We start from the raw sequence: 22529 nt of genomic DNA on the forward strand, positions 1-22529 counted from the left end.
AACGACCTGTAAAAATCGTTGGTATTGACCTGCCAGTGGATACTCTCTTTACCATTAATGCCTGTAAAACTTTTGGCTGCCGCAATTTAGGTTTACCGTCTGCGGCTGAGTATCATTTCCCGAATTTTCGGCTGGGCTACCCGGCGCTCTACTGCGCAGCCTGCGGCAGCTATCCCCCCCTGTTTAACGAACGGGAATTCCGCCCCTGGCTGGCGGCTTATCTGACGGATCATGCCCGCCGCTACGGCTATTTTTGCCCGGTATGCTATCAGCGGGATATTATTCGCTACGGCCGCAATCCGCAGGGTACGCAACGCCTTCAGTGCCGCCACTGTAAAAAGGTCTGGACGCCAAAATTCCCACACATCGCCCCAATTGAAGCCCCACGACGTATTTGCAGCGTACCGTTGATAGCGCCATTCCAGGGTAATGCCGCCGGGCAAAAGCTCTATTTTTTATTAAGCTTTGATGCCGTGCGCGGTAATGTTATTCATCTTACCTCTAATTTCACTCCTTTCGCGGTAGGCGAATCATTACGCTATCACTGGCGCGGCGGACAAGCCGACAGGGAGGAGACTGACGATATTATTCAACGTATTTCTCTCACTGAAATGCGCTTTTTACAACGCAGTCAGTTCGATGAAATCCAGTACGGCAGCGCAATGCAAAAGCGCCATGCCCGCGGCAATATATTGCGCCCGGTTATCGCCGCGCACGGTCATTTCAAACTGCTCAGCCAGCGGTTTCCAGAGGTGAAAACGCACGTTATTGCGCATGAATGCTTTTTACGCGGCGCGGCGATCGTTGCCTGGGCGCCGCTTTTTCGTCAGCGGCAAGGCGATCTATGGTATGTGGAAGAAGAGATAAGGAACCCAGCCAGCCCGGCTCCGTGGCAGCTACAGGGGAAAACCCATCATGGCTGGTGGCAAAATTCATGGCAGCGTTGGACGCAGGAAGAGAATCAGAAAATGGTCTGCCGGCTTGCCGGCACTGCAGAAGAGAACGCCTTCCTACCAGACCTTGCGGCCAGCCGACGGTTTACAATATGGCTGGAAAACAGACCCGCGTTTGCGCAGAGCGCCCTGTATTCCGCAGGGCGCGTAACGCAAATAGTGGCCTCACTGGTTCAAGAGTATAACGCGACGCTTACAGCAGCTGCGCCAGGCGGTTAATATCCGACTGGATTGCCCCGGCGGTCACATCGCGCCCGGCGCCGGGCCCGCGGATCACCAGCGGGTTATCGCGATACCAGCGGCTTTCGATGGCAAACACGTTATCGCACGGCAGCAGCGCCGCCAGCGGGTGCTCTTCGCGTACCGCTTCCACACCGACGCGTGCTTTGCCGTTGGCATCAAAGCGCGCCACGTAGCGGAGCACCAGCCCCATCTCGCGGGCCGCTTCCAGACGCTGCAGCATCTGCTCGTTCAGCTCTTCGCCATTCTCAAAGAAGTGATCGACCGACCCCTCTTCACAGTGCGCCGGTACCAGTGATTCCACACGCACCTGATCCGGTTCGATGTCATAGCCCGCTTCCCGCGCGAGGATCACCAGCTTACGCATCACATCCTTACCGGACAGATCGACGCGCGGATCCGGCTCGGTCAGCCCCTGCTGCCACGCCTGATCCACCAGGTCGGTGAACGGCACGGTGCCATCAAACTGCAGGAACAGCCAGGAGAGCGTTCCCGAGAAGATACCGCTCAGGCCGAGAATAGTATCGCCGCTGTCGATCAGGTCGCGCACCGTATGGTTCACCGGCAAGCCGGCGCCCACGGTGGCGTTATATAGCCAGTGGCGCCCCGTCTTCTCAAACGCGTCGTGGATCTGACGATATTTATCACTGCTGCTGGCGCCCGCCAGCTTGTTGGCGCTAATGACGTGGAAGCCATGGCTGGCGAAATCAAGATACTGGTCGGCCAGCTGTTCGCTGGCGGTGACGTCCAGCACCACTAAATCATCATACGGGTGCGCGCGCATCCACAGGAACAGCGACTCTTCATCCTGCTCCACCGCTTCATCGTTGAAGAAAGCCAGCGCCCGGCTGGCATCCAGCCCGTCGTAATTCAGCAGGCTGCGTTTACTGTCGACTACGCCGGCGAGAATAAACTCGAAACCGGTACGCGCCGAGAGCGTAGTTTGTTCACGGGCGAAAAGCTCCAGCCAGCGGGAACCAATGTTCCCTTTGCCGAACAGCATCAGGCCAATACGCTTTTCGGCGCGAAACAAGGACTGATGCAGCCCCTGGATCAGGCTTTCCGTCGGCCCGGCGCGTAGCACCGCCACCAGGCTGATCCCCTCTTCAGACTGCCAGGTGAACTCCACCGGCTGCCCTTTGAGCTGCTGCCAGAAACGGTGGCAGTGCAGCGGGTTACGGGTGACTCCCGCGCCCACCATCGCCACCAGCGCCAGCTTCTGACGCAGACGCAGCTCGCCCGGCAGACCGGCTTCATCGAGCAATTTCAGCGCGCTGTCGGCCACCTCGGAGGTATAGCAGAACTGCAGCAGCTTACGGTCGGCATGGACGCCAACGGCTAACGGGCGCAGCTGGGCGCGTTTGAGCAGAGCGTCCAGCTCTTTATGCGCCAGTTTGAAATCGTGACCGGCCGGCACCTGGAACTCCACCAGGCAGACGTCGTCATGGCTGGTGACAATCCGTGCGCCGGTACCGGAGGCCAGCACGCGCTCAATGCGCGTGGAACCCTGTTCCGGCGTGTAGCTGCAGCGTAACTGCAGATCGATATCACTGGCGGAAACCGGCTGTAGCGTGCGGGCATGGAGCACCGGCGCGGCCAGGCGCGCCAGCTCGCTGGCTTCGTCCAGACGCAGCAGCGGCAGCAGGCAGGCGTCTTTCACCTTGCGCGGATCCGCGCTGTACACCCCGGCAACGTCGCTCCAGATAGTGACCCGGGAGGCGCCCGCCAGCGCGCCGATCTGGGTGGCAGAGTAGTCAGACCCGTTACGGCCCAGCAGGACGGTTTCGCCGGCCTGGTTGCGGGAGATAAAGCCGGTCACCACCAGACGTTTGTTAGGATGCTGCGCCATCAGCTGCTGCAGCAGTGGGTAAGATAATCCCTCATCCACCTGCGGCTGCGCGGCGCGTTCCGCGCGCAGGAACGCGCGCGCGTCCAGCCAGGCGGCTTCCATACCCAGCTGGTTGAGAACCGCCGCCATCAGGCGCGCGGACCACACTTCCCCATGGCCGACCACTTCCGCATAGACCGCTTCGGAAACCCCGCCGTCCAGCAGACCAGCCAGACGCTCAAGGTCGTGGATAAAGGCGGCTATCAACGTATCCGCCGCCGCAGGCTCCAGCAGACCGCCAATCAGCTCGGTGTGATAGCGGCGAAGCGACTGCTGAACCTGATGCGCAGCAAGGCGATCGCTCTGGCTAAGCTTAAGCCAGCTGATCAGCTGGTTGGTGGTGCTGCCAGCGGCGGAGACGACCATCATATCCCCCGCCTGCGAATACTCCTTCATGATCCCCGCGACGCGCAGGTAACATTTCGCATCCGCTAAACTACTCCCACCAAATTTGTGCAGCTGACGACCCTTCGCCCCTGCCTGCGCAATCACACTCATCTTTATTCCTCGTTTGCTGCCCGGAAGCCATTTTCCAGGTCGGCAATTAAATCTTCACCATCTTCAATACCGGTCGATATACGCAGGAGCGTTTCTGAAATTCCGGCGGCGGCACGCGCTTCAGGCGCCATGCCGGCATGCGTCATCGTTGCCGCATGGGAAATCAGGCTTTCAACGCCCCCCAGCGATTCCGCCAGTGTAAACAGCGACAGCCCGCTCAGAAAACGGCGCAGCGTCTGCTCGTCACCGTCAAGCTCGAAGCTTAACATTGCGCCAAAACCTTTTTGCTGACGCGCCGCAATTTCATGCCCCTGGTTTTCCGGCAGCGATGGATGATACAGCTTTTTCACCAGCGGCTGGGTTTTCAGATACTCAACGATCGCCAGGGCATTTCGCTGCGCCACTTCCATCCGTGGAGACAGCGTCCGCAGCCCGCGCAACAGCAGATAGCTGTCGAAGGCGCTGCCGGTGACGCCAATATTATTCGCCCACCATGCCAGTTCGGTGACAGTTGCCGGATCTTTGGCAATCACCACCCCGGCCACCACATCGGAGTGACCATTGAGGTATTTGGTACAGGAATGCAGCACCAGATCGGCGCCCAGCGCCAGCGGGTTTTGCAACGCCGGGCTCAGGAAGGTGTTGTCCACCACGCTAATTGCCCCGGCCTCACGCGCCAGACCACAGATTTTCGCAATATCCACCACCCGCAGCAATGGATTACTTGGGCTTTCCACCAACACCAGCTTCGGTTTTTCCGCCAGCGCCGCCCGCAGCGCCTGCTCATCGCTTTGATCGACAAACTGGACGCGATAGCAGCCGCGCTTCGCCAGGCTGTCGAACAGACGGTAGCTGCCGCCGTAGCAGTCGTGCGGCGCCACCAGCAGATCGCCAGGTTTAAGGAACACCGTCGTCACCAGCAGGATCGCCGACATTCCGGTATTGGTCAGCACCGCGCCGGCGCCGCCCTCCAGCTCCGCTAAGGCGCGCTGCACCACATCGCGCGTCGGATTGCCACGACGGGAGTAGTCGTGGGCGCGCGGTTCATTAAAGCCGGTGAAGTTATAGGTACTGGAGAGGTGAATCGGCGGGACAACGCAACCGTACTGCTCGTCGTCATTTAAACCGCTACGCACTGCGATGGTGGCCTGTTTACGCGTCATGTTGGGAAGTTCCTGGGCTGAATCGGTGAAAAGTCAGGCTCCAGAGTAATCATTGTCACAATAGACGTCAATACATCTGGACATCTAAACTTCTTTGCGTATAGATTGAGCAAAGTGCAAATAGCCGTTAAAATTATATGCATTAGCGCACGTCGTCGGCGGCTTATCTCATGTCAGAAAGCCCGCGCATACGGTAAACTACGCGCAATTATAGCCCGGGCGGAATATTCTGGCCCTTCACTAATAAACAGAGGATTAAGGTATCTCATGGCTGAATGGAGCGGCGAATATATCAGCCCATACGCTGAGCACGGTAAGAAGAGTGAACAAGTAAAGAAAATTACGGTTTCCATTCCTCTGAAGGTGTTAAAAATCCTCACCGATGAACGCACGCGTCGTCAGGTGAATAACCTGCGTCACGCGACCAACAGCGAGCTGCTGTGCGAAGCGTTTCTGCATGCCTTTACCGGACAACCGTTGCCTAACGATGAAGACCTGCGTAAAGAGCGCAGCGATGAGATCCCGGAAGCGGCGAAAGCGATTATGCGTGAACTGGGAATCGACCCGGATACGTGGGAATACTGAGACGAAAAAAAGGGCGGAATAATCTTCCGCCCTTTTTTTCTTTCCCGCCCAGGCAGGCGGGAGAGACAAAAAAGCCGCCCTGAGGCGGCTTCTTCTGGCAACTTACTTGCTGCCCGGGATGCTGAAGCGCTTGTTGAAGCGGTCAACACGGCCACCGGTAGCAACATCACGCTGTTTGCCGGTGAAGAACGGGTGGCATTTGCCGCACACGTCGAGGTTCAGGTCGTGACCAACGGTGGAGCGGATTTTCATGACATTACCGCAAGAACAGGTAGCAGTAATTTCGTCGTAATTTGGGTGAATACCTTTTTTCATGGGAGAACCTCAGTTAAGGCCGCGTCGCTCTTCCAGCCCTAACGCCAGACACCACGCGATATTAGTAATTTCCCGTCGCCTTCTACGCTGCTGACAGCGTGAAGCACGCGGTAATGGTCAATCTTCAATGCGATATAAAGCGCATCAAAGGCGGCGAATCATACAGAATTTGACCAGCATATGCAAACTGATCCGCGCCGCCTTATCGTAATGTGTATACTATCCCGCCAGATTTCAAGTCAGGAAGATGACATGTCCGTCGCCCACGTTGCCCTACCCGTTCCGCTACCGCGCACTTTTGACTACCTGCTGCCTGAAGGCATGGCGGTCAAAGCGGGCTGTCGGGTGCGGGTGCCGTTCGGCAAACAGGAGCGGATCGGCATTGTCGCGGCGGTGAGCGAGCGCAGCGAACTGCCGCTGGATGAGCTAAAACCGGTCGCCGAAGCGCTGGACGACGAGCCGGTCTTCTCCACGACTGTCTGGCGACTGCTGATGTGGGCGGCTGAGTATTACCATCACCCGATCGGCGATGTGCTGTTCCATGCATTACCCGTTATGCTGCGCCAGGGCAAACCCGCCAGCGCCACGCCGCTGTGGTACTGGTTCGCCACCGAGCAGGGGCAGGTTGTCGACCTTAACGGTCTGAAACGCTCCCGGAAGCAGCAGCAGGCGCTGGCGGCGCTGCGCCAGGGCAAAATCTGGCGTCATCAGGTTGGCGAACTGGAATTCAATGAAGCGGCGCTGCAGGCGCTGCGCGGTAAAGGGCTGGCGGAGCTGACCTGCGAAGCGCCCGCCCTCACCGACTGGCGCAGCGAGTATTCGGTTGCCGGCGAACGCCTGCGCCTGAATACCGAGCAGGCCACCGCCGTCGGGGCGATCCACAGCGCCGCCGATCGTTTCTCCGCCTGGCTGCTGGCGGGTATTACCGGCTCCGGGAAAACGGAAGTCTATTTGAGCGTGCTGGAGAATGTGCTGGCGCAGGGGCGCCAGGCGCTGGTGATGGTGCCGGAGATCGGCCTGACGCCGCAAACCATCGCCCGATTTCGCCAGCGCTTTAACGCGCCGGTGGAAGTGCTGCACTCCGGGCTCAATGACAGCGAACGTCTCTCGGCCTGGCTGAAGGCGAAAAATGGCGAAGCGGCCATTGTGATCGGCACCCGCTCCTCGCTGTTTACCCCATTTAAAGATCTCGGCGTCATCGTCATCGACGAAGAGCATGACAGCTCCTACAAGCAGCAGGAAGGCTGGCGCTACCATGCCCGCGACCTGGCGGTATGGCGCGCCCACAGCGAGCAGATCCCGATAATTCTCGGCTCGGCGACGCCGGCGCTGGAGACTCTGCATAACGTCCGCCAGGGTAAATACCGCCAGTTAACCTTAAGCAAACGCGCGGGCAATGCGCGCCCGGCCCAGCAGCACGTGCTCGATCTCAAAGGGCAACCGCTGCAGGCGGGCCTGTCTCCCGCGCTGATTAGCCGTATGCGCCAGCACCTGCAAGCGGATAACCAGGTGATCCTGTTTCTTAACCGCCGCGGCTTTGCGCCAGCGCTGCTGTGCCACGATTGCGGCTGGATAGCGGAATGCCCGCGCTGCGACAGTTACTATACGTTGCACCAGGCGCAGCACCATCTGCGCTGCCACCATTGCGACAGCCAGCGCCCGATCCCGCGCCAGTGTCCTTCCTGCGGCTCCACGCATCTGGTGCCGGTAGGGATCGGCACCGAGCAGCTGGAGCAGGCCCTGGCGCCGCTGTTCCCTGAGGTGCCTATCTCGCGTATCGACCGCGATACCACCAGCCGCAAAGGAGCGCTGGAGGAGCATCTCGCCGCCGTCCATCGCGGCGGGGCGCGTATTCTGATTGGCACCCAAATGCTGGCCAAAGGGCACCACTTCCCGGACGTCACCCTCGTCTCCCTGCTGGATGTCGACGGGGCGCTGTTTTCCGCTGATTTCCGCTCCGCAGAGCGTTTCGCTCAGCTTTATACCCAGGTCTCCGGACGAGCGGGCCGGGCAGGAAAACAGGGCGAGGTCATTCTTCAAACCCACCATCCGGAACACCCTCTTTTGCAGACCCTGCTGTATAAAGGCTACGACGCCTTTGCCGAACAGGCGCTGGCAGAGCGGCGGACGATGCAGCTGCCGCCGTGGACCAGCCATGTGCTGATTCGTGCGGAAGACCATAACAACCAGCAGGCGCCGCTGTTTTTGCAACAGCTGCGCAATCTGCTGCAGGCCAGCCCGCTGGCCGACGAAAAGCTATGGGTGCTCGGTCCGGTTCCGGCGCTGGCGCCAAAGCGCGGCGGCCGCTGGCGCTGGCAAATATTGCTGCAGCATCCTTCGCGGGTGCGTCTGCAACATATCGTTAGCGGTACGCTGGCGCTGATCAATACGCTTCCGGAGGCGAGAAAAGTGAAGTGGGTGCTGGATGTCGATCCGATTGAAGGATAAGCCTTCTCTTGCGAGCCGGATCGAAAAATTTAACAAGCATCACGTTTTTCATGAAAATTCTGTAACTCACTGCCGCGACTATCTGATAAAAATGATGCAGCAGTTAGCGCCCAAGGGAAATGCCAGCGCCATTCAGCGAGGAGAAACCAGGTGAAGCCCAAAAAACAAGTGGTTGCCGCCACCATGAAAGACGTCGCCCTCAAGGCAAACGTTTCCACGGCAACCGTGTCCCGAGCGTTGATGAACCCTGATAAGGTGTCGCAAGCCACCCGTAACCGGGTCGAGCAGGCGGCGCTGGAAGTCGGCTATTTACCGCAGTCGCTCGGACGCAATATGAAGCGCAACGAATCGCGAACGATCCTCGTGATCGTCCCGGATATCTGCGATCCCTTCTTTAGTGAAGTGATCCGCGGTATTGAAGTCACTGCCGCCGAGCACGGCTATCTGGTGTTAATCGGCGATTGCGCCCACCAGAATCAGAAAGAAAAAACCTTTATCGACCTTATCATCACCAAGCAGATCGACGGCATGGTGCTGCTCAGCTCGCGCCTGCCGTTTGACGCCAGCGTGGAAGAGCAGCGCAATTTGCCGCCAATGGTCATGTCGAATGAGTTTGCGCCGGAGCTGGAGCTGCCCACCGTCCATATCGATAACCTGACGGCGGCCTTTAACGCGGTAAATTATCTCCACGAGCTGGGACATCAGCGTATCGGCTGTATCGCCGGCCCGGAAGATATGCCGTTGTGCCATTATCGCCTGCAGGGTTATGTGCAGGCGCTGCGCCGCAGCGGTATCACCGTCGATCCGCACTATATTGCTCGCGGCAACTTTACCTTCGAAGCCGGCGCCAATGCGCTGGAGCAGCTGCTGGCGCAGCCGGTGCCGCCCACGGCGGTCTTTTGCCATAGCGATGTGATGGCGCTGGGCGCCTTATCGCTGGCAAAACGTCGCGGTCTGAAAGTGCCGGACGACCTGTCAATTGTCGGCTTCGATAACATCGCGTTGTCTGAATTTTGCGATCCGCCGTTGACCACGGTTTCACAGCCACGGTTTGATATCGGCCGTGAAGGAATGCTGCTATTACTGGAGCAAATGCAGGGGCATAACGTGAACAGCGGCTCGCGTCTGCTCGATTGCGAACTGATTGTTCGCGGCAGTACGCAAAAAATCAGACGATAACCATCAGGCTTTCGGGCCTGCTCTTCTGGTCAAAGGCCCGCCGCTTAAGTAACATGGCGGGCTGACGAACGAATATAAGACAGCGAAACGATAGTGGCACAACGAGATTATGTACGCCGCAGCCAACCGGCTTCTTCGCGGCGCAAAAAGAGCACGACCCGAAGCTCAAGGAATAAGCAAAGCAGCCTTCCGGCGATTTCACCGGCGATGGTGGCGATCGCGGCGGCTGTGCTGGTGGCCTTTATCGGTGGCCTCTATTTCATTACGCATCATAAGAAAGAAGAAGCGGAAGCGATGCAAAATCGCCAGGCCGCCGGCAACGGCTTGCCGCCCAAACCGGAAGAGCGCTGGCGCTATATTAAAGAGCTGGAAAGCCGCCAGCCTGGCGTCCGCGCGCCGACCGAACCGACCGCCGGTGGCGAAGTCATGAAACCGGAACAGCTGACCGACGAGCAGCGCCAGCTGCTCGCCCAGATGCAGGCCGATATGCGCCAGCAGCCGACCCAGCTGACCGAAGTGCCGTGGAACGAACAAACGCCGGCGCAGCGCCAGCAGACGCTTCAGCGTCAGCGTTTAGCGCAGCAACAGCAGCAGGCGCAGCAGCAACAGTGGGCGCAGACTCAGGCGCAGACCGTCCAACAGCAGCCGCCGCGCGTTCAGCAGCCGAAGCCGGTTCAGCAGCAACAGCCGAAGCAGACCGCGTCAAACCAGCAGCCGTACCAGGATCTGCTGCAGACGCCAGCGCATACCAATACCACGCAGCCGCGTACCCAGGCCGCGGCGCCGGTAACTCGGGTGGAAGAAGCGCCGAAAACCACCGCCGAGAAGAAAGACGATCGTAGCTGGATGATCCAGTGCGGCTCCTTTAAAGGCGCCGAGCAGGCCGAAACCGTCCGCGCTCAGCTGGCTTTCGAAGGGTTTGCTTCGCACATTACCACTAACAACGGCTGGAACCGCGTGGTTATTGGCCCGTTGAAAGGCAAAGAAAGCGCCAACGAGATGATCACCCGCCTGAAGATGGCTGGACACGCGAACTGCATTCGTCTCGCCGCCAGGGGTTGAAACCCTCAAAATCCCCCCCATCTATAATTGCATTCGGCCCCGCGGACAGCGCGGGGCCCCTGTTCCGCTTTTGCAACCAAGGGGTCTGCTCGTGACTACAATTGTAAGTGTTCGCCGTAACGGCCATGTTGTTATTGCCGGTGATGGCCAGGCCACGCTGGGCAACACCGTGATGAAGGGCAATGTGAAGAAAGTGCGTCGTCTGTACAACGACAAAGTGATTGCCGGTTTCGCTGGCGGCACCGCCGACGCCTTCACGCTGTTCGAACTGTTTGAACGTAAACTGGAAATGCACCAGGGCCATCTGGTGAAGGCCGCCGTTGAGCTGGCCAAAGACTGGCGAACTGACCGGATGTTGCGCAAACTGGAAGCGCTGCTGGCCGTCGCGGACGAAAACGCGTCGCTTATCATCACCGGTAACGGTGACGTGGTACAGCCGGAAAACGATTTGATTGCTATCGGCTCCGGCGGTCCTTACGCCCAGGCCGCGGCCCGCGCGCTGTTGGAAAATACCGATATGGGCGCGCGCGACATCGCCGAGAAAGCGTTGGATATTGCAGGTGATATCTGCATCTACACCAACCATTTCCACACCATCGAAGAATTACCTTCTAAAGCGTAAGGATCTCCCATGTCTGAAATGACCCCACGCGAAATTGTCAGCGAACTGGACAAACACATTATCGGTCAGGACGCCGCCAAGCGTTCTGTTGCTATCGCCCTGCGTAACCGCTGGCGTCGGATGCAGCTTAACGAAGAGCTGCGTCATGAAGTCACGCCGAAAAACATTCTGATGATCGGCCCAACCGGCGTCGGTAAAACCGAAATCGCCCGTCGTCTGGCAAAACTGGCCAACGCGCCGTTTATCAAAGTTGAAGCGACGAAGTTCACCGAAGTGGGCTATGTCGGTAAAGAAGTGGACTCCATCATCCGCGATTTGACCGATGCGGCGATCAAAATGGTTCGCATGCAGTCCATCGATAAGAACCGTTACCGCGCGGAAGAGCTGGCGGAAGAGCGCGTGCTTGACGTGCTGATCCCACCGGCGAAGAACAACTGGGGCCAGACTGAGCCGTCGCAGGAACCGTCTGCAGCGCGCCAGGCGTTCCGTAAAAAACTGCGTGAAGGCCAGCTGGACGATAAAGAGATTGAAATCGATCTCGCTGCGGCGCCGATGGGCGTTGAAATCATGTCCCCTCCGGGCATGGAAGAGATGACCAGCCAGCTACAGTCTATGTTCCAGAACCTCGGCGGCCAGAAGCAGAAACCGCGTAAGCTGAAAATCAAAGACGCGATGAAGCTGCTGATTGAAGAAGAAGCGGCCAAACTGGTCAATCCGGAAGAGCTGAAGCAGGAAGCCATCGACGCTGTAGAGCAGCACGGTATCGTCTTTATCGACGAAATCGACAAAATCTGTAAGCGCGGCGGCAACACCTCCGGCCCGGACGTCTCCCGCGAAGGCGTACAGCGCGACCTGCTGCCGCTGGTGGAAGGCTGCACCGTCTCCACCAAACATGGGATGGTCAAGACCGACCACATCCTGTTTATCGCCTCCGGCGCATTCCAGGTGGCCAGCCCATCCGATCTGATCCCGGAACTGCAGGGGCGTCTGCCGATCCGCGTTGAGCTGAAGGCGCTGACCACCCACGACTTCGAGCGCATCCTGACCGAGCCGAATGCCTCCATCACCGTGCAGTACAAGGCGCTGATGGCGACCGAAGGGGTGAACATCGAATTCACTGAAGACGGCATCAAGCGCATCGCCCAGGCCGCATGGCAGGTAAACGAAACCACCGAGAACATCGGTGCGCGTCGCCTGCACACCGTGCTGGAGCGCCTGGTGGAAGATATCTCCTATGATGCCAGCGAGATGAACGGCCAGACCGTCACTATCGATGCCGAATATGTGAGTAAACACCTGGATGTTCTGGTGGCAGATGAAGATCTGAGCCGTTTTATCCTATAATCCGGTGCAATGCATTTTCATCACTGTTGATGGGGGCTATCGCCCCCATTTTTATTGGCTAGAATAACTATGACTGATATCAGCCGTTCACAGGCGTGGCTGGAAAGCCTGCGTCCTAAAACGTTACCGCTGGCATTTGCCGCGATTATTGTTGGCACCGTCCTTGCCTGGGAGCAGGGCCATTTTGATCCCTGGGTTGCCCTGCTGGCGCTGATCACCGCCGGCTTGCTGCAAATTCTTTCCAACCTCGCCAATGACTACGGCGACGCGGTTAAGGGGAGCGATAAACCGGATCGCATCGGGCCGCTGCGCGGGATGCAGAAAGGGGTGATTACCCCCCAGCAGATGAAGCGCGCCCTGATCGTCACCGTCGTACTCATCTGCCTGTTTGGTTTGGCGCTGCTGTGCGCCGCCTGGCAGAGCGTCGGCGATTTCATCGGCTTCCTCGCCCTGGGAGGCCTGTCTATCGTGGCCGCCATCACCTACACGGTGGGCACCCGTCCGTATGGATATATTGGTCTGGGTGATATCTCAGTACTCGTTTTCTTCGGCTGGCTGAGCGTCCTCGGCAGCTGGTATCTGCAAGCCCATAATGTGGAAGCGGCCATTTTTCTGCCGGCGACAGCCTGCGGTCTGCTGGCGACCGCCGTGCTGAACATCAATAATCTGCGCGATATCGACAGCGACCGGCAGAACGGGAAGAACACCCTCGCCGTGCGCCTGGGCCCGGTCAATGCCCGCCGCTATCATGCCTGCCTGCTGCTCGGCGCCCTGCTGTGTCTGGCGCTGTTTAACCTGCTGGCGCTGCATTCAGCCTGGGGCTGGCTGTTTATTCTCGCCACGCCGCTGCTGGTGAAACAGGCGCGCTACGTCCTGCGCGAATCCGATCCGCTGGCGATGCGGCCAATGCTCGAAAAGACGGTCAAAGGGGCTTTACTAACCAACCTGCTGTTTGTTATCGGAATTATTGCCAGTAAGCTGATGGCTTAACTGACAAATATCAATTAACAATTGATGATTTTGCCAACAATGCGATTCGCGGGATATACTAAAAACTCTCGCAGCAACTGAACGTTAAGCCTATGAAATACGATACTTCCGAGCTTTGTGACATCTACCAGGAAGATGTCAACGTCGTGGAACCGCTGTTCTCTAACTTTGGAGGACGGTCGTCGTTTGGTGGACAGATCATTACGGTTAAATGTTTCGAGGATAACGGGTTGCTCTACGATCTGCTCGAGCAGAATGGCCGTGGTCATATTCTCCTGATCGACGGCGGCGGCTCAGTACGACGCGCGTTAATTGACGCAGACCTGGCGCGTCTGGCCGTCCAGAATGAATGGGAAGGGTTGGTGGTCTATGGCGCGGTGCGCCAGGTTGACGACCTTGAGGAACTGGACATTGGTATTCAGGCGCTGGCGGCGATTCCGGTCGGCGCGGCTGGCGAAGGCATCGGCGAAAGCGACGTGCGCGTCAATTTCGGCGGGGTGACTTTCTTCTCCGGCGACCATCTGTATGCCGATAACACCGGGATGATCCTGTCGGAAGACCCGCTGGATATCGAATAAACCTTCCGCCATAAAAAAGGCCTTCTCCATGAGAAGGCCTTTTGTTTATCCGGCGCGTAACTTAGTACAGTTTCTTCGCGCAATCCAGCCAGTCGTTCTTGAACGGACGCTTCATGTTCTCGATGGCATCGATGATGTCGTGGTGCACCAGCTTCTCGTTCTGGATGCCGACGCAACGGCCGCCATGGCCCTGCAGCAGCAGCTCAATCGCATAGGCGCCCATGCGGGAAGCCAGGATGCGGTCGTAAGGAACCGGGGAACCGCCGCGCTGAATGTGGCCGAGGACGGTGGCGCGAGTTTCACGGCCAGTCTCTTTCTCGATGTAGCTTGCCAGCTCGTCAACGTCGCACATGTGCTCGGTGATGGCCACGATAGCGTGTTTTTTCCCTTTCGCGATACCGGCTTTGATTTCTGCCACCAGATCGTCACGGGTATATTCCACTTCAGGCACCATGATGAACTCACAGCCGCCGGCAATCGCCGCCGCCAGGGTCAGGTCGCCACAGTAACGGCCCATCACTTCCACCACGGAGATACGCTGGTGCGAAGAGGAGGTGTCGCGCAAACGGTCAATCGCTTCCACCACGGTGCTCAGGGCAGTAAAGAAGCCGATGGTGTAGTCAGTGCCTTTGATATCGTTGTCGATGGTGCCCGGCAGGCCGATGCATGGGAAGCCCATCTCGGTCAGGCGCATCGCCCCCATATAGGAACCGTCACCGCCGATAACCACCAGCGCGTCCAGGCCGCGCTTCTTCATGTTTTCGATAGCCACAGCGCGGATGTGTTCTTCGCGGAATTCCGGGAAGCGAGCGGAGCCCAGGAAGGTGCCGCCGCGGTTGATCATGTCGGAAACGCTGTAACGGTCGAGCTGAACCATACGGTCTTCATACAATCCGAGGTAACCGTCATAGATTCCAAAAACTTCCAGACCTTCCGTTAATGCCGCGCGCACAACGCCACGAATTGCTGCGTTCATGCCCGGCGCATCACCGCCACTTGTCAACACACCGATTTTCTTAATCATGACTACCTCTGAACTTAGGAAGCAAAAAATAATTCTGTTGCCTGAAGCGCTCCCTCACCAGGAGTGCACGACGCTAATGACAATAGTATATCAAACGCCTCAAGCTGAATTGATTCAGGTCAGACCAAACGGCGGTAATTTATACAAAAAATGCCGATCTGCCCCACATTTTTACATCGAGTTTACAGACTATAACCTAACGCTCAAAAAAGCCCTGCTGCGCCGCTGGCACCACAGAGCTGGGATCCTGATGGATAATGACATCGGACCCCGGGAAACGGCGCAGAATCGCCTGCTCCACCTGGTCTGCAATCACGTGGGCTTGCACCAGCGGGAGATTATCTTCCATTTCCAAATGAATCTGAATAAAGCGGGTCGGCCCTGACTGCCGCGTTCGTAGATCGTGCGCCCCGCGGATGCCGGGCCATGCGGTCACGATGGTGATAATGTCCTGACGCTCCTCGTCAGGCAAGGCGCGGTCGAGTAGTGACTGAACCGCCTCATAGCCCATCCGCAGCGCGCTATATAAAATATAGATGCCAATCCCCAGGGCAAACAACGCGTCGGCGCGATGCCAGCCGTACCAGGATAGGCCCAGCGCCACCAGAATGGCGCCGTTCATCATAACATCAGACTGATAATGAAGCATATCCGCCCGCACCGCCTGGCTCTGGGTTTTTCGCACCACCCAGCGCTGGAAAGTCACCAGCGCCAGCGTACTAACGAGGGCGATCAATGTGACGACGACCCCGACGCCGGCGGCCTGCAGCGGCTCCGGACGCACCAGGTGCTGAATGCCGGTGAGAAACAGGAACAGCGCCGAGCCGGAGATAAACATGCTTTGCGCCAGCGCCGCCAGCGACTCCGCTTTGCCATGACCAAAGGTATGTTCTTCATCAGCAGGCTGTAGCGAATAGCGAACCACCAGCAGGTTGGTCAGCGAGGCGGCAATGTCCACCAGCGAATCCACCAGCGCAGCCAGAATACTGACAGAACCGGTATACCACCACGCAAAAATTTTGATCAAAAGTAACGCGGAGGCCATAGCCGTCGCGGCGATAGCGGCGCGACTGACCAACCGGCCATAAGATTGATTCATATAGGCTCCTTCTCCTGCAATGCGCTTAGTATAACCCGAACTTGTGACGCTCACGGGATAGGCGAAGGAGTTGATTTACCGTAAAAAGGGCAAAAAAAACCCCCACATCATGTGGGGGAAGACAGGGATGGTGTCTATGGCAAGGAAAACAGGGTTTGTTACTGGGGTTGCAGGGTGTTGCTACTACTCGAAAGCATCATCGCTGAGCCTTTCTGCATCCTTGCAACCTCACGCAACTGATCCATACGCTGCTGGTGCTTAGCATTTAAAACCGCTTGCTGCTCTGGCGTAAGCAGGTGGTACATCTGGTTGCGAACCTTAGCCATCTCGACCTGGCGGGCAACCTGTTCCTGCGCCATCTTTTCTGCCTGAGCGCGCACAGCGTTTTCATCAAAATTTTCTGCGGTGACAAGGCGATGCATTGTCTCCATTTCGCTAACATTAACGGGGAGCCTGTCGTGGCGTGCCCGTTGCATAAGATCCCGTAACTGCTGACGTTGCTGCTCGGTTAAACTTATGCCGTCAAACATATGGCTTTGGCTACCGCGCTGTCCCCCTTCGTCTCCGGGGAGCCAGTTAACGCTGGTAACGACTTCAGCGGCCTGGCTATATGCACTTAGCGCCAGCGTTGAGGCCATGACGGCAGCGATAACATTGCGCATCACATACTCCCAAAACGTTTGTGTCGCGATTCAACGAGAGACAGTCTACGATTCAGGCTGCAAACATGCGTCAGGGGGTGTAAAACAACGTAAAGTCATGGATTAGCGGGCCTTGATGACGTAATTTCTGCCTCGGAGGTATTTAAACAATGAATAAAATCCTGTTAGTTGATGATGACCGGGAGCTCACCTCCCTGTTAAAAGAGCTGCTCGATATGGAAGGTTTTAACGTGCTGGTGGCCCATGATGGGGAACAGGCGCTGGCCCTTCTGGACGACAGCGTTGATTTATTGCTGCTCGACGTGATGATGCCGAAGAAAAACGGTATCGATACGCTGAAAGAGCTGCGTCAGACACACCAGACTCCGGTTATCATGCTAACAGCGCGCGGAAGCGAGCTGGATCGCGTTCTCGGCCTCGAGCTGGGCGCGGATGACTATTTGCCTAAGCCATTCAACGATCGCGAGCTGGTGGCCCGTATACGCGCGATTCTGCGCCGTTCCCACTGGAGCGAGCAGCAGCAGACGACCGAAGCCGGCTCACCAACCCTGGAAGTGGATGCCTTAAGCCTCAATCCGGGCCGCCAGGAAGCCAATTTCGATGGCCAGACGCTGGAGCTCACCGGCACCGAGTTCACCCTGCTCTATCTGTTAGCGCAGCATCTCGGTCAGGTAGTCTCCCGTGAGCATTTAAGCCAGGAAGTGTTAGGCAAGCGCCTGACGCCGTTCGACCGCGCCATCGATATGCATATTTCCAACCTGCGGCGTAAGCTGCCGGAGCGCAAAGATGGCCATCCGTGGTTTAAAACGCTGCGTGGCCGCGGGTATCTGATGGTTTCCGCTTCATGATTGGAAGTTTGACTGCACGCATCTTCGCCATCTTCTGGCTCACGCTGGCGCTGGTGTTGATGCTGGTGCTGATGTTGCCCAAACTGGATTCCCGGCAGATGACCGAGCTGCTGGAAAGCGAGCAGCGTCAGGGCATCATGATCGAGCAGCACGTCGAGGCCGAGCTGGCCAACGATCCGCCAAACGACCTGATGTGGTGGCGTCGTTTGTTTCGCGCCATCGATAAATGGGCGCCTCCGGGACAACGCCTGCTGCTGGTGACCAGCGAAGGCCGCGTGATCGGCGCAGAACGCAACGAGATGCAGATCATTCGTAACTTTATCGGCCAGGCCGATAACGCCGATCATCCGCAGAAAAAACGCTATGGCCGCCTGGAAATGGTGGGCCCGTTTTCCGTCCGGGACGGGGAGGATAACTATCAGCTCTATCTGATTCGTCCCGCCAGCACCTCACAATCCGACTTTATCAACCTGCTGTTTGACCGGCCGCTGCTGCTGCTGATCGTCACGATGCTGGTCAGCGCCCCGCTGCTGCTGTGGCTGGCGTGGAGCCTGGCGAAACCGGCGCGTAAGCTGAAAAATGCCGCCGATGAAGTCGCCCAGGGCAACCTGCGCCAGCATCCGGAGCTGGAAGCCGGGCCGCAGGAGTTTTTAGCCGCTGGCGCCAGTTTTAACCAGATGGTGACGGCCCTGGAGCGGATGATGACCAGCCAGCAGCGGCTGCTGTCCGATATCTCGCACGAGCTGCGCACGCCGCTTACGCGCCTGCAATTAGGTACCGCCCTGCTGCGTCGCCGCAGCGGAGAGAGTAAGGAGCTGGAGCGTATCGAAACTGAAGCGCACCGGCTGGACAGCATGATCAACGACCTGCTGGTGATGTCGCGCAATCAGGCGAAAAACGCCCTGGTCAGCGAGACGGTGAAAGCCAATCAGCTATGGAACGAAGTGTTGGACAATGCGGCCTTTGAAGCTGAGCAGATGGGGAAATCTTTTACCGTTGAGTATCCGCCGGGCCCATGGCCGCTGTACGGTAACCCCAATGCGCTGGAAAGCGCGCTGGAGAATATCGTGCGCAACGCCCTGCGCTACTCGCATACGAAAATTTCCGTCAGCTTCTCGGTGGATAAAGACGGGATTACGGTTAACGTCGATGACGACGGCCCGGGAGTCAGCCCGGAGGATCGCGAACAGATTTTCCGGCCATTCTACCGGACCGACGAGGCGCGCGACCGCGAGTCCGGCGGCACCGGCCTGGGGCTGGCGATTGTCGAAACCGCTATTCAGCAGCACCGCGGCTGGGTGAAGGCCGACGACAGCCCGCTGGGTGGTCTGCGTTTAACAATCTGGCTGCCGCTGTATAAACGAACCTGACGCCGACCCGGCCTGCGCTGTGCGGCGCTGCGCCGGGAGCATCCCCGGGAATACTTAATATGGGGGATTATTTCCCCCATAATCTCCGCGAACTATCCTCTATCTTGCCGCTTAAACGCCGTTTCTGCATCGTTCGGCTCCAGCTAACAGACAGGCCCGCTGCCGACAATAAGCGGTGGTACTGATCATCATCAAACGGCATCTGCCAGGCAATCGCCCCGGCCTCATGAACGCTGACATCACTCAGCCGGGAAACCAGCTCGAGCGGCGCATCGCTGGAAACTTGCCCTCCGGCAATCACCCGGTACAGCCAGCCGGTTTTTCCGCTGTTTTGCATCAGCTGCGCCATATCATTGATCGCAAAATGAAAGTTGAGCTTGAAGCACGGCGATCGCGGCTGGGTGACCTGGATCAGCGCCTCGCCCCAGCGAAAGATATCGCCGATATAAACGTTTTGCTCGGTAAGCCCGGTGGTGGAGAGGTTTTCGCCGAACGCCGGCGCGCAGAACCGCTCGGCCTGCTGGGGGAAGTCACGGATCCAGTCGGCATAGTGTTCGCGCGGATAATGACACAGCGCGCGGTCCGGCCCGCCGTGGATTTTCTTCTCCGCCTGCTGGTCCCCATTGAGACCGAGATCGCCGAGCTGCAATTCTCCGTCGACCTGGATTTTGCCGATCGCGCTGGGGCGACTGCCCGCGTAGTCCCTGATTTTGCCGACAAAGACATTCACCGGATAATGCATGGCTGCTCTCCTTGCTACAGATATAAAAAAAGCGAGTCATCAGACTCGCTTCTCTTTTAGCGCAATGCAACCTTATTTTTTGGCGGCAAAACGCGCTGCAGCTTCGTCCCAGTTCACTACGTCCCAGAAGGCTTTGATGTAGTCCGGGCGGCGGTTCTGGAATTTCAGGTAGTAAGCGTGTTCCCAGACGTCCAGGCCGATAATCGGGAAGCCGGAAGCGCCGGAAATGGCTTCGCCCATCAGCGGGGAATCCTGGTTGGCGGTGGAGACAACGGCCAGTTTGTCACCTTTCAGGACCAGCCACGCCCAGCCGGAGCCGAAACGGGTAGCAGCGGCTTTTTCGAATTCCGCTTTGAAGTTCTCCACGGAACCGAAATCGCGCTCGATAGCCGCTTTCAGGTCGCCCTGCAGGGTGGTACCGGTTTTCAGGCCTTTCCAGAACAGGCTGTGGTTCGCGTGGCCGCCGGCGTTGTTACGCAGTACGGTTTTTTTGTCAGCCGGCAGCTGATCCAGCTTGGTAATCAGCTCTTCAGCGGACAGGTTAGCGAACTCCGGCAGGCTTTCCAGCGCGGCGTTGGCATTGTTCACGTAGGTCTGGTGGTGTTTAGTGTGATGGATCTCCATCGTCTGCTTGTCGAAGTGCGGTTCCAGAGCATCGTAAGCGTAAGGCAGGGATGGCAGGGTATAGCTCATAATCATCTCCATTATTGTCGAGCGGCTCAAGTGTTAACGCCGCGTAAGCAGTTTGTCCATTATAGTTAATTAAATGGTATTGAAAATGCTTATCAATGCCGTATTTTTCATATGGATATAACCAGAAGAAATACCCGTCGTTTTGTGATGTAGAACAACTAATTAAGCCCATGGTTGCCAGGGTTCGCCATCCTGTGGCAACGTCCTGAAGGCGGCCAAAGCGGCCAATTTTTACACTCATCCCATCGGAAGCCGCCGTCTCCGATAAAAAAAAGATGAGGATAAAATCAATGAACCACGCGATTACGATGGGTATTTTTTGGCATTTGATAGGGGCCGCCAGTGCCGCCTGTTTCTATGCCCCGTTCAAGAAAGTAAAACACTGGTCGTGGGAAACCATGTGGTCGGTCGGGGGGATCGTCTCCTGGCTGATTCTGCCCTGGGCCATCAGCGCCACGCTGTTACCCGACTTCTGGGCCTACTACCGCTCTTTTAGCGCCTCCACGCTGCTGCCGGTCTTTCTGTTCGGCGCCATGTGGGGCATTGGTAATATCAACTATGGCCTGACCATGCGCTATCTTGGCATGTCGATGGGGATTGGCATCGCCATTGGCATCACGCTGATTGTCGGCACGCTGATGACGCCGATTATTAACGGTCAGTTTGCAGTGCTGATGCACACCCAGGGCGGTCAAATGACGCTGCTCGGCGTGCTGGTGGCGGTGATTGGCGTCGGCATCGTCACCCGCGCAGGCCAGCTGAAAGAGCGCAAAATGGGCATCAAAGCCGAAGAGTTCAATCTGAAGAAAGGGCTTCTGCTGGCGGTAATGTGCGGTATCTTCTCCGCAGGGATGTCGTTCGCGATGAACGCCGCCAAACCGATGCATGATGCCGCCGCGGCGCTCGGCGTCGACCCGCTGTACGCAGCGCTGCCAAGCTACGTGGTGACTATGGGCGGCGGGGCGCTGGTTAACCTTGGCTTCTGCTTTATTCGTCTGGCGAAAGTGAAGAACCTGTCAGTCAAAGCCGATTTCTCGCTGGCCAAACCGCTTATCATCAGCAACCTTCTGCTCTCTGCCCTCGGCGGTCTGATGTGGTATCTCCAGTTCTTCTTCTATGCCTGGGGCCACGCCAGCATTCCGGCGCAGTATGATTATATGAGCTGGATGCTGCACATGAGTTTCTACGTGCTGTGCGGCGGTGTGGTGGGTCTGGTGCTGAAGGAGTGGAACAACGCCGGCCGTCGTCCGGTGAGCGTCCTGAGCCTCGGCTGCGTGGTGATCATCATCGCCGCCAATATCGTCGGTCTGGGAATGGCCAGTTAATCACCGGATCATCTGCCTGACAACGACGCTCTTCAGGCGGCGGCGCGACTGCGCTGCCGCCACTGCCCCGGCGACATGCCGATTTCCCGGCTAAAAACCACCGAAAAGTAGTTACTGTCCTCAAAGCCGCACTGCATGGCGATATCGCCGATTAAGCGCTCGGTATGCTGCAGCAGATACTGCGCATGGCAGATCCGCAGCTGGCGTAAATAGTGATTGATGGTCATCCCGGTTTGCTGGCGAAACTGCTGGCGAAGCGCCCGCTCGCTGCCGCCCTCCTGCTCGCAGAAACGCTCCAGAACAAAGGGGCGGCTAAGGCTGGCCGCCAGCGCGGCCAGCAGTTTGTCCAGCAGCGCTTCGCGCTGCGTCGCCGCGGGATCATCCGTCGCGTAGCGATGGCGCTGCAGCGTCAGCGCCAGCTGGGCAAAAAGCAGTTCGGCCATCGCATTTCCCTGCGCGTCGCGCCGGGCGCACTCATGCTCAAGCTGGCTAATCACCTGGCGCGCCTGCGCCATACCTGTGCTGCCCATGCGCCAGTGGGGCTTCCACGGCGTGCCGAAGAGGCCAGGGATCGCCCCGGCCCAGTCAAAATTGAGCTGCAGCCGCTCCGGGCAATAGATGATGTTCTGCAGAACCAGATCGTTAACGGAAGCATAGGAGTGTTTATCTTCGGCGCGAATGTAGAACAGATCGCCGCGGGTAATGCGCCAGGGACGATCGTTAAGGACGTGCAGCCCGTTGCCTCGCCACACCAGCACCAGCTCGCTGAACTCATGGGTATGTTCGGCAAAGACATTTTGCGGGTAGCGGTCTGCCACCGCCACTGCCTGTGTGGCGGAAGGGAAAAACTCCTCTTTACGTAAAATCAGACCGGCCACGGCTCACACTCCAAACGCGGATA

21 protein-coding genes are annotated in these 22529 nt (G+C 57.9%); 12 read left to right on the forward strand and 9 right to left on the reverse strand.

From position 1 onward, the window contains the following. Window positions 1-35: 35 nt before the first annotated feature. Window positions 36-1172, forward strand: a complete 1137-nt coding sequence (locus KB890_RS13715) for an IS1/IS1595 family N-terminal zinc-binding domain-containing protein (protein WP_004181629.1) — start codon at window positions 36-38, stop codon at window positions 1170-1172. On the opposite strand, the gene KB890_RS13720 is transcribed toward KB890_RS13715, so the two are convergent. Together KB890_RS13720 and metB are read right to left on the reverse strand one after the other, a co-directional pair. Then, complete coding sequence (locus KB890_RS13720; RefSeq protein ID WP_002882944.1) at window positions 1147-3579, reverse strand: bifunctional aspartate kinase/homoserine dehydrogenase II; 2433 nt, start codon at window positions 3577-3579, stop codon at window positions 1147-1149. The genes KB890_RS13715 and KB890_RS13720 overlap by 26 nt on opposite strands. A 2-nt stretch (window positions 3580-3581) precedes the next feature. Further along, window positions 3582-4742, reverse strand: a complete 1161-nt coding sequence (gene metB, locus KB890_RS13725; protein ID WP_004150388.1) for a cystathionine gamma-synthase — start codon at window positions 4740-4742, stop codon at window positions 3582-3584. A 267-nt stretch (window positions 4743-5009) separates the two neighbouring features. Between metB and metJ the strand changes: the two genes are divergently transcribed. Continuing rightward, on the forward strand, window positions 5010-5327 hold the full coding sequence (gene metJ, locus KB890_RS13730; protein WP_002882924.1) for a met regulon transcriptional regulator MetJ: 318 nt from the start codon (window positions 5010-5012) through the stop codon (window positions 5325-5327). A gap of 102 nt (window positions 5328-5429) precedes the next feature. Here metJ and rpmE read toward each other — a convergent pair whose 3' ends face one another. Further along, a complete protein-coding gene (rpmE, locus tag KB890_RS13735) occupies window positions 5430-5642 on the reverse strand; it encodes a 50S ribosomal protein L31 (RefSeq protein ID WP_002882922.1) in 213 nt (70 codons plus the stop codon). Window positions 5643-5894: 252 nt separating this feature from the next. Here rpmE and priA point away from each other — a divergent pair, with 252 nt between their 5' ends. The 7 genes from priA (at window position 5895) to rraA (ending at window position 13865) form a co-directional block, all read left to right on the forward strand. Further along, window positions 5895-8090 carry a primosomal protein N' gene (priA, locus tag KB890_RS13740; RefSeq protein WP_004181628.1) on the forward strand — a complete coding sequence of 732 codons (2196 nt, stop codon included), beginning with the start codon at window positions 5895-5897 and terminating at the stop codon, window positions 8088-8090. Window positions 8091-8240: 150 nt separating this feature from the next. Then, window positions 8241-9269, forward strand: coding sequence for a DNA-binding transcriptional regulator CytR (cytR, locus tag KB890_RS13745; protein ID WP_002882921.1), 1029 nt, complete (start codon window positions 8241-8243; stop codon window positions 9267-9269). A 93-nt stretch (window positions 9270-9362) separates the two neighbouring features. Then, window positions 9363-10331 carry a cell division protein FtsN gene (ftsN, locus tag KB890_RS13750; protein WP_002882919.1) on the forward strand — a complete coding sequence of 323 codons (969 nt, stop codon included), beginning with the start codon at window positions 9363-9365 and terminating at the stop codon, window positions 10329-10331. A 91-nt stretch (window positions 10332-10422) separates the two neighbouring features. Next, window positions 10423-10953: an ATP-dependent protease subunit HslV gene (hslV, locus tag KB890_RS13755; RefSeq protein ID WP_002882918.1), complete on the forward strand. Its 531-nt coding sequence runs from the start codon at window positions 10423-10425 to the stop codon at window positions 10951-10953. A gap of 9 nt (window positions 10954-10962) precedes the next feature. After that, entirely contained in the window at window positions 10963-12297 is a 1335-nt protein-coding gene (gene hslU, locus KB890_RS13760; protein ID WP_002882917.1) for an HslU--HslV peptidase ATPase subunit, read from the forward strand. Window positions 12298-12366: 69 nt separating this feature from the next. Next, entirely contained in the window at window positions 12367-13287 is a 921-nt protein-coding gene (gene menA / locus KB890_RS13765; RefSeq protein ID WP_002882914.1) for a 1,4-dihydroxy-2-naphthoate polyprenyltransferase, read from the forward strand. A 92-nt stretch (window positions 13288-13379) separates the two neighbouring features. Continuing rightward, window positions 13380-13865, forward strand: coding sequence for a ribonuclease E activity regulator RraA (gene rraA / locus KB890_RS13770; RefSeq protein WP_002882913.1), 486 nt, complete (start codon window positions 13380-13382; stop codon window positions 13863-13865). Window positions 13866-13926: 61 nt separating this feature from the next. On the opposite strand, the gene pfkA is transcribed toward rraA, so the two are convergent. From pfkA to cpxP, 3 genes are all read right to left on the reverse strand, one after another. Beyond that, window positions 13927-14889, reverse strand: a complete 963-nt coding sequence (gene pfkA, locus KB890_RS13775; protein ID WP_002882911.1) for a 6-phosphofructokinase — start codon at window positions 14887-14889, stop codon at window positions 13927-13929. Between the two features lie 196 nt (window positions 14890-15085). Beyond that, complete coding sequence (fieF, locus tag KB890_RS13780; protein ID WP_002882907.1) at window positions 15086-15988, reverse strand: CDF family cation-efflux transporter FieF; 903 nt, start codon at window positions 15986-15988, stop codon at window positions 15086-15088. A 158-nt stretch (window positions 15989-16146) separates the two neighbouring features. Then, window positions 16147-16650, reverse strand: coding sequence for a cell-envelope stress modulator CpxP (gene cpxP / locus KB890_RS13785; protein WP_004178004.1), 504 nt, complete (start codon window positions 16648-16650; stop codon window positions 16147-16149). A gap of 149 nt (window positions 16651-16799) precedes the next feature. Here cpxP and cpxR point away from each other — a divergent pair, with 149 nt between their 5' ends. Beyond that, window positions 16800-17498, forward strand: coding sequence for an envelope stress response regulator transcription factor CpxR (gene cpxR, locus KB890_RS13790; RefSeq protein WP_002882901.1), 699 nt, complete (start codon window positions 16800-16802; stop codon window positions 17496-17498). After that, a complete protein-coding gene (gene cpxA / locus KB890_RS13795; RefSeq protein WP_002882898.1) occupies window positions 17495-18868 on the forward strand; it encodes an envelope stress sensor histidine kinase CpxA in 1374 nt (457 codons plus the stop codon). Before cpxR ends, cpxA begins: the two co-directional genes overlap by 4 nt. Window positions 18869-18935: 67 nt before the next feature. On the opposite strand, the gene yiiM is transcribed toward cpxA, so the two are convergent. Continuing rightward, window positions 18936-19610, reverse strand: a complete 675-nt coding sequence (gene yiiM, locus KB890_RS13800) for a 6-hydroxyaminopurine reductase (RefSeq protein WP_004181626.1) — start codon at window positions 19608-19610, stop codon at window positions 18936-18938. A 72-nt stretch (window positions 19611-19682) separates the two neighbouring features. Next, window positions 19683-20303 carry a superoxide dismutase [Mn] gene (gene sodA, locus KB890_RS13805; RefSeq protein WP_002882894.1) on the reverse strand — a complete coding sequence of 207 codons (621 nt, stop codon included), beginning with the start codon at window positions 20301-20303 and terminating at the stop codon, window positions 19683-19685. Window positions 20304-20593: 290 nt separating this feature from the next. On the opposite strand from sodA, the gene rhaT reads away from it, so the two are divergent. Further along, window positions 20594-21628: an L-rhamnose/proton symporter RhaT gene (gene rhaT / locus KB890_RS13810; RefSeq protein ID WP_004181625.1), complete on the forward strand. Its 1035-nt coding sequence runs from the start codon at window positions 20594-20596 to the stop codon at window positions 21626-21628. A gap of 32 nt (window positions 21629-21660) precedes the next feature. Here rhaT and rhaR read toward each other — a convergent pair whose 3' ends face one another. Then, on the reverse strand, window positions 21661-22506 hold the full coding sequence (gene rhaR / locus KB890_RS13815; protein ID WP_004181624.1) for an HTH-type transcriptional activator RhaR: 846 nt from the start codon (window positions 22504-22506) through the stop codon (window positions 21661-21663). Window positions 22507-22529 lie beyond the last annotated feature (23 nt).

Origin of the sequence: Klebsiella sp. P1954 (genome assembly GCF_018199955.1) — a bacterium.
GTDB classification, from domain to species: Bacteria; Pseudomonadota; Gammaproteobacteria; order Enterobacterales; family Enterobacteriaceae; genus Klebsiella; species Klebsiella pneumoniae.